Here is an 8,881-nt window from a genome sequence, read left to right on the forward strand (position 1 = left end):
ATGAAGACCTGGAGCCACAGCACGCGGCGCGCGGGGTAGGACTGCGCGGCGGGGTGCGCGGTGACGGCGTACGCCTCGTCGGAGAGCGCGAAGGTGCTGTACGCCCTGGCCGCGCGGCCCCGGACGCGGTGCAGCGGGAAGGACAGGGCGTAGAAGACGTGCCGGAAGTTGACCGTGAACGCGGTGAGCGCGACCTGCCCGAGCGGCGCCGCGGCGAGCACCAGGCCGAGGAGGAGGAACTCCAGCGAACCGGCGTAGACCAGGCCGGAGAAGACGCTCGCCCACCACCAGTCCAGGCCGGCGTGGACGACGAGGACGCCGAACGCGACGCCCATGGGAAAGGCGCCGAGCCCGACCGACCCGGAGTCGGCGAGCGCCCGGGAGAGGTCGGCGCGCAGCTGGCGTGGCATGGGTCGATCCTAGAAACTTCCGCGGCTTATATGGTTGCGGATTGTGGCGCTAAGCTACGGCTGTGAGCAATGAAAGAAAACTTGACGAGCTTGATCGCGAAATTTTGCGCCAGCTCCAGCGGGACGGCCGGCTCACGAACGTCGAACTGGCCCGCCGCGTCGGCCTGACGCCGCCGCCCTGCCTGCGGCGGGTGAAGCGGCTGGAGGAGGCCGGGATCATCACGGGCTACCGGGCGCGGGTGGACGAGGAGGCGGCGGGGCGCGGGCTCGAAGTGATCGTGTCGATCGAGGTGTCGGTGAGCGACCTCGACACCCTCGCCGGGCTGGAGGCGACGATCGGCGCGTACGACGAGGTGGTGGAGTTCCGGCGGGTGTTCGGGACGCCGGACTACTTCCTGCGGGTGCTGGTCGCGGACTACGCGGCGTACGAGCAGTTCCAGACCGGGAAGATCATCGGGATCCCGGGCGTCGCGCGGGTCATCTCGCAGCCCACGATGAAGAAGATCAAGGTCGTGGACTGATTTCCCGGCGCGCCCGCTTTCGTAAAATAAATGGCCTGACAAAGAAGTGAGTCGGGAAATCGAATTCAATTCGTCGGATCTCTTGCTACGCGACTTGCGCCCGACTACGTTACGGCTCGCGTCCCTTGGCGCGGCACCTTTCGCCGCCGCCGGGAATTCCCCCACCGCAGGCCCGAACGTGAGGAAAGCCCTCGTGACGATTTCCAGACGCAAGCTCATGATCTCCGGTGCCGCCGCCTCCGCCGCCGCCGCGGGCGGCGTGTTCTCCACCCGGCTCGCCGGCGCCGCCGAGGAGCCCGCGGGCGCGGCGAAGGCGGGCGCGCAGCCCGCCGCGAGCCCCGTCGGCGACGTGGTCGGCAAGGTCACCGTCGGCTACCAGGGCTGGTTCGCCTGCCCCGGGGACGGCGCGCCCATCAACGGGTGGTGGCACTGGAGCCGCGACATGAGCCGGCCGCCGTCCCCGGACAACACGACCATCGCGTCCTGGCCGGACATGCGGGAGTACGACGACTCGTACCCCACCGACTACCAGGACCTCAACGGCGGCGGAGCCGCCGCCCTGTTCTCCTCCTGGGACGACCAGACGGTCGACACGCACTTCCGCTGGATGGCCGAGAACGGCTGCGACACCGCGGCCCTCCAGCGCTTCAACCCCTTCGGCGGCGAAGGCGCCACGCGCGACGGCATGGCCGAGAAGGTGCGCGCGGCGGCCGAGAAGCACGGCCGGAAGTTCTACATCATGTACGACGTCACCTCCTGGACGCAGATGCAGTCCCAGATCAAGGAGGACTGGACGACGAAGATGAGCGCGTACACGTCGTCCGGCGCGTACGCCGTGCAGAACGGCAAGCCCGTCGTGTGCATCTGGGGCTTCGGCTTCAACGACGACGGCCGCCCCTTCGAGCCGGGTCCCTGCCTCGACGTCGTCAACTGGTTCAAGGACCAGGGCTGCTACGTCATCGGCGGCGTACCCACGCACTGGCGCACCGGCCAGTCCGACTCCCGCCCCGGCTTCCTCGACGTCTACCACGCCTTCCACATGATCTCGCCGTGGATGGTCGGCCGGATCTCCGACGTCGCCGGCGCCGACCACTTCTACGCCAACGTCAACGGCCCGGACAAGGCCGACTGCGACGCGCACGGCATCGACTACCAGCCGTGCGTCATCCCCGGCGACCTGCAGAGCGGGCACCGCGCGCACGGCGACCTGATGTGGCGGCAGTTCTACAACCAGTGCCGGCTGGAGGTCGCGGGCTTCTACATCTCCATGTTCGACGAGTACAACGAGGCCAACCAGATCGCCAAGACCGCCGAGACCGCGGCCCAGGTGCCGGCCGGCTCCGGCATCCGCGCGCTCGACGAGGACGGCACGTCGTGCTCCTCGGACTACTACCTGCGGCTGACCGCCGACGGCGGCCGGATGCTCAAGGGCGAACTCGCCCTCACGCCCGACCGGCCCACGCCGCCGCAGCCCTGATCGCGCCGCCGGGCCCGTGCGCCGGCGCCCCCGCGCACGGGCCCGGGGGCGCCCCGCGGGCCGGCGGCGGAGCGCGCCCGGCCGGGCGACGGCCGGGCCGCCGGGCGCCGCCCGCCCACCGCGCACCCTCCGCGGGCCCGGAGCGCGGGCCGCAGCCCACCCGCAACACCCCCGAGTCCTTCCGTCGCACGAACGACCTTCGAGGTGAGTGGACATGTCCGGAGACATCACCCGCAGAGCCACCGTGAAATCCGCGCTCGCCGCCGCCGGCGCCCTGACGCTGGGCACCCCCGCCCTGGCGTACGCCGCCCGCCGCGCGGCGGCCGACCCCGGCGACGCCTGGCGCCTGTGGTACGACAAGCCCGCCGCCGACTGGGAGCGCGAATCGCTGCCGCTGGGCAACGGGGCCCTGGGCATCGGCGTGTTCGGCACGCTCGGCTCCGAGAAGCTGACGCTCAACGAGAAGACCCTGTGGACCGGCGGCCCCGGCGCCGGCGGCTACGACTTCGGCAACTGGCGCGAGCCGCGGCCCGGCGCGCTGGAGGCCGTGCAGGACCGGCTCGACGCCGAGGGCCAGCTCAGCCCCGAGACGGTCGCGCAGCAACTCGGCCAGGGCAAGCAGGGCTTCGGCGCGTACCAGATCCTCGGCGAGCTGCTGCTCGACCACCCGTCGGCGCCCGGCGGCCCCGACGGCTCGTACTGGCGCGACCTCGACATCGCCGAGGGCGTCGCCGCCGTGGCGTACGCGCACGAGGGGGCGGACCACCGCCGCGAGTACTTCGTCTCGTACCCGGACTCGGTGGTCGTCGGCCGGCTGACGGCGAGCCAGCCGGGGCGGGTGTCGTTCACCCTGCGCTACACCTCCCCGCGCAACGACTTCCAGGCAAACGCGAGCGGCGACCGGCTGACGATCCGCGGCACGCTCCAGGACAACGGGCTGGTCTTCGAGGCGCAGATACGGCTGCTGACCGAGGGCGGCAACGTCTCCGCCGGCAACGGCACCCTGACGGTGAGCGGCGCGAACAGCGCCTGGTTCGTCCTGTCGGCGGGCACCGACTACGCCGACACCTACCCCGACTACCGCGGCGCCGACCCGCACGACCGCGTCACCGCGGCCGTCGACCAGGCCGTCCAGGCGGGCCACGGCACGCTGCGCGAACGCCATGTCGCCGACCACCGCGGGCTGTTCGAGCGCGTCGCGCTCGACATCGGCCAGCAGCAGCCCGCGCAGCCCACGGACCAACTCCTCGCCGGCTACGGCGGCGGCTCCGGCGCCGACCGGGCGCTGGAGGCGCTGTTCTTCCAGTACGGGCGCTACCTGCTCATCGCCTCGTCCCGGCCCGGGTCGACGCCGGCGAACCTCCAGGGCGTGTGGAACAACGTCACCAACCCGCCGTGGAGCGCCGACTACCACGTCAACATCAACCTCCAGATGAACTACTGGCCCGCCGAGGTCACCAACCTCGCCGACACCACGGGCCCGTACGACGACTTCGTCGACGCCCTGCGCGCCCCCGGCCGGGTCTCGGCGCAGGAGATCTACACCTCCGGCGGCTGGGTCGTCCACAACGAGACCAACCCCTTCGGCTTCACGGGCGTGCACAACTGGGCGTCGTCCTTCTGGTTCCCGGAGGCGGCGGCCTGGCTGACGCAGCAGCTGTACGAGCACTACCGCTTCGACGGCTCGACGGACTACCTGCGCAACACCGCGTACCCGGTGATGAAGGAGGCCGCCGAGTTCTGGCTCGCCAACCTGCGCACCGACCCGCGCGACGGCAAGCTCGTCGTCACCCCCAGCTACTCCCCCGAGCAGGGCAACTTCACCGCGGGCTGCTCCATGTCGCAGCAGATCGTGTACGACCTGCTCACCAACACGCTGGAAGCGGCGCAGACCCTCGGCGACAGCCCCGACTTCCGTACGCGCCTGGAGCAGACCCTCGCCGACCTGGACCCGGGGCTGCGGATCGGGTCGTGGGGCCAGTTGCAGGAGTGGAAGGCGGACCTGGACGACCAGAACAACGACCACCGGCACGTCTCGCACCTCTTCGCCCTGCACCCGGGGCGGCAGATCGAGGTGGGCAGCCAGTGGGCGGAGGCGGCGAAGGTGTCGCTGACGGCGCGCGGCGACGGCGGCACGGGCTGGAGCAAAGCCTGGAAGATCAACTTCTGGGCCCGGCTCACCGACGGCAACCACGCCCACAAGATGCTGAGCGAACAACTCAAGTCCTCCACCCTGCCGAACCTGTGGGACACCCACCCGCCGTTCCAGATCGACGGCAACTTCGGCGCCACCTCCGGCATCGCGGAAATGCTCCTGCAAAGCCAGCACGGCCCCATCGAAGTCCTCCCCGCCCTCCCCGGCGCCTGGCCCGCCGGCTCCGTCACGGGCCTGCGCGCCCGCGGCGGCGCGACGCTCGACATCACCTGGTCCGGCGGCCGCGCCACCCGCATAGCCCTGCACGCAAGCCGCACCCGCCAACTCACCCTGCGCAGCGACCTGCTCCCCGGCGGCGAAGAGGTCATCGACGCCGTAGCAGGCCAGACCTACACCTACGGCGGCTGACCACCCACCCACCACCCGGGCCCGCGATGTGCGCCGCGGGCCCGGGTCCGGGGCGGGCCGGACCGGTCGCAACGAACCCGCCACCGGCTGCGAATCCAGCACGGAAGGCGGGCGGGGGCTTACCCGGAGGCCACGGGGACCGGGTGGTCAGGGGTGTCGAGCCAGACGGAGTGACCGTGTGCGCCGGCCGTCAGTCCGAATCGGTCGAAGCCGGGACAGCCGTGCCCGACCCACCAGCGGTAGGCGGTCTCGACCTCATCCCACAGCTTCCGGGGGCCGGACTGCACCACCTCGTACTCACTGCCGTCCGGTCCGTAGTCGGCCGTCGCCCAGGAGGTGACGGCCGCATCACGCAGCCACAGTGTGTAAGAGCCGTCCGGGTAGGTCTCCATCCACGGAAACGCCGCCGGGATCTGGAGCCCGATAGCAAACATCACCACCCAGTCGCCCACAGCGTCCGGGGACAACGAGGTCACCGACCTGGTCCCGTCCGCGGGCCACGGGCGGCCCTTGAGGTAGTCATGCACGTGGCGGCGGGTGGTCCGCTGTGCCCGCAACCGCATGAACGCCGACGAACCCACGAACCTGCCGGATGCGGTGCCGTCGTCGGCCACGGTGAGCCGGGCGACGGCCTCCCCGCCGTAGGTCGGCCCCCACGGGGCGACGATCACGCCACCCGGCCTGGTCTGCTCGATCCACGCGGCCGGGAGCCAGCTGACGGAACACGTCGCGATCACCCGGTCGTACGGCGCCTGCGGCGCATACCCCTGGCCGCCGTCACCGACCACGGTCACCGGATCGCACCCGACCACCGCCAGCCGGGCGCGGGCCGCGGCTGCCGCGGACTCATCCACCTCCACGGTCACGACGTTGCGTGAGCCGAGTCGGTGCGCCAGCAGCGCGGCGTTCCAGCCCGTACCGGTGCCGATCTCCAGCACGCGGTGCCCGTCGTCCGCGTCCAGCGCCCCGAGCATGGAAAAGACCATGGAAGGCATGGAGTTGGAGCTTGAGGGGATCTTGCCCGTGCCGGGCCCCGTGTAGGCGCCGTCATCCCACTGCGTCGTGATCGGCGCATCCCGGTGGACCGCCTCCCACCACAACTCCGGTTCCGCGGAGCGGATCACGCGATCATTCGGGCGGTTCATCCCCGCCTGCCCCGGCCAGATGACATCCGGCACGAACAGGTGCCTGGGCACCGCCTGAAGAGCGGGCAGCCAGTCGGAGGTCAGCACCCCTTTGTCCAGTAACACGGAGACCAGCCGCTCAGGGCCGGTCTCCGCAACCTCGTGCGCGGTCATTCAGCGTCCGTCCGCCGGGCCCTGGCCATCGTTGGTGTTGCCGCCCTCGTCCGAGCCGCCACCGCCGTGCTTGTTCCCGCTGTCGCTGTCATCCTGCGGGTTGCCGCCCTCCGCCATCAACCGCCACCACTGCGCGTTCATCCTCATGACCATCCTCCTCGACTCACTGTGCTCCGGCTTCCTGAACCGCGAGCGCGCCTCGGCGTTGGTACGTATCGAGCATGGCCAGGTGCAGGGGCTCAAGGGATCACCAGCCGGTGTTACCGAGAGGGGAATACACTCACGCTCTGTACCGGAGAAGCTACGCCCACCTGAGACCGCTCCCGGAAGCCGACGTCATGAACCCCAAGACTCCCGGCCTGTCCGCCGAACTCCTCACTCGTGACGACCTACGGCGCGCGCTGATCGAACACGACTTCGCCGCAGCCTTCCGACTGATCAAGAAGTACGGCGGCATCAGCCAGAACCGCATTGCGGCTGCGTGCGTGCTCACCCCAGGCAAGGTCAGCACGATCATCAGCGGTCAGCAGCAGATCACTTCTTTCGACGTGGTCTGCCGAATCTCGGACGGTCTTCGAATTCCTGGCAGCATGCTGGGCCTGGCAGCACGGCCTTGGGAGGGGGACAGTGAGACGTACGAGAACGAACCGCCCACTCCACCAGTCGATCAGTCCGATGATGCCCCCTGGAGCATGGGGGTCACGGTGGACCTGGCTGCACACCTCACAAAGAGCGATCTCATGATGGACAGGCGAACGATCACTCGCACTTTGACAAGCGCCGGGCTCACCGGGTCCGGGCTGCTCGACCGCCTGGAGGGCTGGCTACAGCCGGCAAGCTGCGGCGGGGCGTTCCGTAGGCAAGGACGACTCGGTTCCCGCGAGATGGACGAACTGGAGACGATCACCCGCGTTTTCCGCCAGTGGAACCACCAAGTCGGCGGCGCACTGCATCGCAAAGCGGTGCTCGGCCAGCTGAACGAGGTGGCCTCCACACTGAAAGAACAGCAGACCTCCACGATCGAGCGGCGACTCCTCCGTGTGATGGCCAAGCTCGCCGGTACTGCCGCAACCATGGCATGGGATTCAGGCATGCAACAGCGTGCCCAGGACTACTACCGCCTCGCCCTGCGAGCCGCGCATGCAGGCCATGACACTGCTTTCGGTGCCAACGTACTGGCGGGAATGGCAAGGCAGATGGCCTATCGCGGAAACCCGCAGGATGCTTTGGAACTGGTGCGCTTGGCGCAGGACGGCTCGCGAGGCAAGATCGGCCCAAGAGTCACCGCGATGCTGCACACTCGGGAGGCATGGGCTTACGCAGGCATGGGGCGTACGCAAGCATTCCAGCGCGCTACTGGACGGGCGGCAGAAGCCCTCTCACATGCCGAGCCGGAGGAAGAACCGTACTGGATCGCCTATTTCACCGAAGCCGAACTGGCGGGTGTGACCGGCGGCCGATTTCTCGACCTTGCACGTCACGAGCCACAGCGGTTCGCGGAAGCGGCGGCCGAGCACATCCGACGAGCGCTGGAGACGCGCCATCCCGGTGCGGGGCGCAGCCATGCACTCGACCGCATCGGCCTCGCAGAGTGCTCGTTCCTCATGGGCGACATCACCACAGCCGCCGAGCACACATATCAGGCAGTCGAAGCCGCCACGCAGACCCGGTCCAGCCGAGTCCGTGACCAACTCGCCGATCTCTACCCATACACCGTTGGTCACAGTGCTTCATCGGCCGTTCGCGAGGCGCGCGGTAGGATCCGCGAACTGCTGGCGAACTGACGATGGGGCTGAATGTGACGACCCTGGCAGTGACCGGGCACATGGACTTGCAGACCGAGACCATCACCCTGGTGCAAGGCGCCTTGCAAGAACTGGTCGCTGCGTATGACACCGCCGAGTTGGTCGGCGTGTCCTGCATCGCGGCCGGGGCCGACAGTCTCTTCGCCCGTGCAGTCGTCGAGGCTGGTGGCCGACTGATCACCGTGATCCCTTCCAAGGACTACCGGCAGACGAAGGTCAAGCCCGAACACACCGCAACATTCGATCTCCTGGCCGAGGCAGCCCACGAGGTAGTTGTCATGCCGTTCGAGACAGCGACCCGTCGGGCGTACGAGGCGGCCAACGCCGAGTTGCTGAGACGCGCAGACCGGCTCGTCGCGGTATGGGACGGCCGGCCCCCCAGCGGCAAGGGCGGCGGCACCGCGGACACCGTGCTTGAGGCCCGCAGAATCGGCTTGCCGGTCGATGTGATCTGGCCTGAAGGGTCAGCAAGGCAAGGCTAGCCGGCCCCTGCCGTCGGGACTTCGGATACCCCCGGCGTGGCGCACATTGACCCTCGGTAGGAAAGCTGAATCGGGGTGTAGTCGCGGCAGACAGGAATTCGTGAGCCCTGTGCTCCGGGGTGGTGCTAGCTGGGTTTTTGGGGCGGGGGTGGCGCTACGTGGGGGCGGGGGTTTTTCGGGTTCTGGTGGGGTGTCGGCGTCGGGAGGATGGCGTCCATGGATACGAGACCTCCCGCGTCCGGGAGCACACCACTTCCGCGTTCCCCCGTCGTCCCAGCTCGCCGCGGCGCAAGCGGCTCCTCGGGCTCGCCCTGGTGCCCCTGCT

Annotated in this window: 8 protein-coding genes; 5 read left to right on the top strand and 3 right to left on the bottom strand. The window is 69.5% G+C overall.

The genetic code is table 11. The features are described from left to right. The coding region (locus H5J30_RS09710) for an AzlC family ABC transporter permease (protein ID WP_181786999.1) at nt 1-410 on the bottom strand (410 nt) is incomplete at its 3' end. A 62-nt stretch (nt 411-472) separates the two neighbouring features. Between H5J30_RS09710 and H5J30_RS09715 the strand changes: the two genes are divergently transcribed. The 3 genes from H5J30_RS09715 to H5J30_RS09725 all read left to right on the top strand — a co-directional run bounded on the left by H5J30_RS09715 (nt 473) and on the right by H5J30_RS09725 (nt 4,971). Next, nucleotides 473-931, top strand: coding sequence for an Lrp/AsnC family transcriptional regulator (locus H5J30_RS09715; RefSeq protein WP_181787001.1), 459 nt, complete (start codon nt 473-475; stop codon nt 929-931). 193 nt (nt 932-1,124) lie between these two features. Further along, nucleotides 1,125-2,408, top strand: a complete 1,284-nt coding sequence (locus tag H5J30_RS09720; RefSeq protein ID WP_309505480.1) for a glycoside hydrolase family 99 protein — start codon at nt 1,125-1,127, stop codon at nt 2,406-2,408. A gap of 214 nt (nt 2,409-2,622) precedes the next feature. Next, nucleotides 2,623-4,971, top strand: a complete 2,349-nt coding sequence (locus H5J30_RS09725; RefSeq protein WP_181787003.1) for a glycoside hydrolase family 95 protein — start codon at nt 2,623-2,625, stop codon at nt 4,969-4,971. 119 nt (nt 4,972-5,090) lie between these two features. On the opposite strand, the gene H5J30_RS09730 is transcribed toward H5J30_RS09725, so the two are convergent. Together H5J30_RS09730 and H5J30_RS09735 are read right to left on the bottom strand one after the other, a co-directional pair. Then, a complete protein-coding gene (locus tag H5J30_RS09730; protein ID WP_181787005.1) occupies nt 5,091-6,269 on the bottom strand; it encodes a methyltransferase domain-containing protein in 1,179 nt (392 codons plus the stop codon). Continuing rightward, nucleotides 6,270-6,416: a hypothetical protein gene (locus H5J30_RS09735; RefSeq protein ID WP_181787013.1), complete on the bottom strand. Its 147-nt coding sequence runs from the start codon at nt 6,414-6,416 to the stop codon at nt 6,270-6,272. 191 nt (nt 6,417-6,607) lie between these two features. Here H5J30_RS09735 and H5J30_RS09740 point away from each other — a divergent pair, with 191 nt between their 5' ends. Both H5J30_RS09740 and H5J30_RS09745 read left to right on the top strand, forming a co-directional pair. After that, nucleotides 6,608-8,053 carry an NsdA family TPR-like regulatory protein gene (locus H5J30_RS09740; protein ID WP_181787007.1) on the top strand — a complete coding sequence of 482 codons (1,446 nt, stop codon included), beginning with the start codon at nt 6,608-6,610 and terminating at the stop codon, nt 8,051-8,053. A gap of 14 nt (nt 8,054-8,067) precedes the next feature. Continuing rightward, nucleotides 8,068-8,556: a hypothetical protein gene (locus H5J30_RS09745; RefSeq protein ID WP_181787009.1), complete on the top strand. Its 489-nt coding sequence runs from the start codon at nt 8,068-8,070 to the stop codon at nt 8,554-8,556. The last annotated feature ends 325 nt before the right edge of the window (nt 8,557-8,881 follow it).

The organism is Streptomyces phytophilus, from assembly GCF_013870535.1.
Lineage (GTDB): Bacteria > Actinomycetota > Actinomycetes > Streptomycetales > Streptomycetaceae > Streptomyces > Streptomyces phytophilus.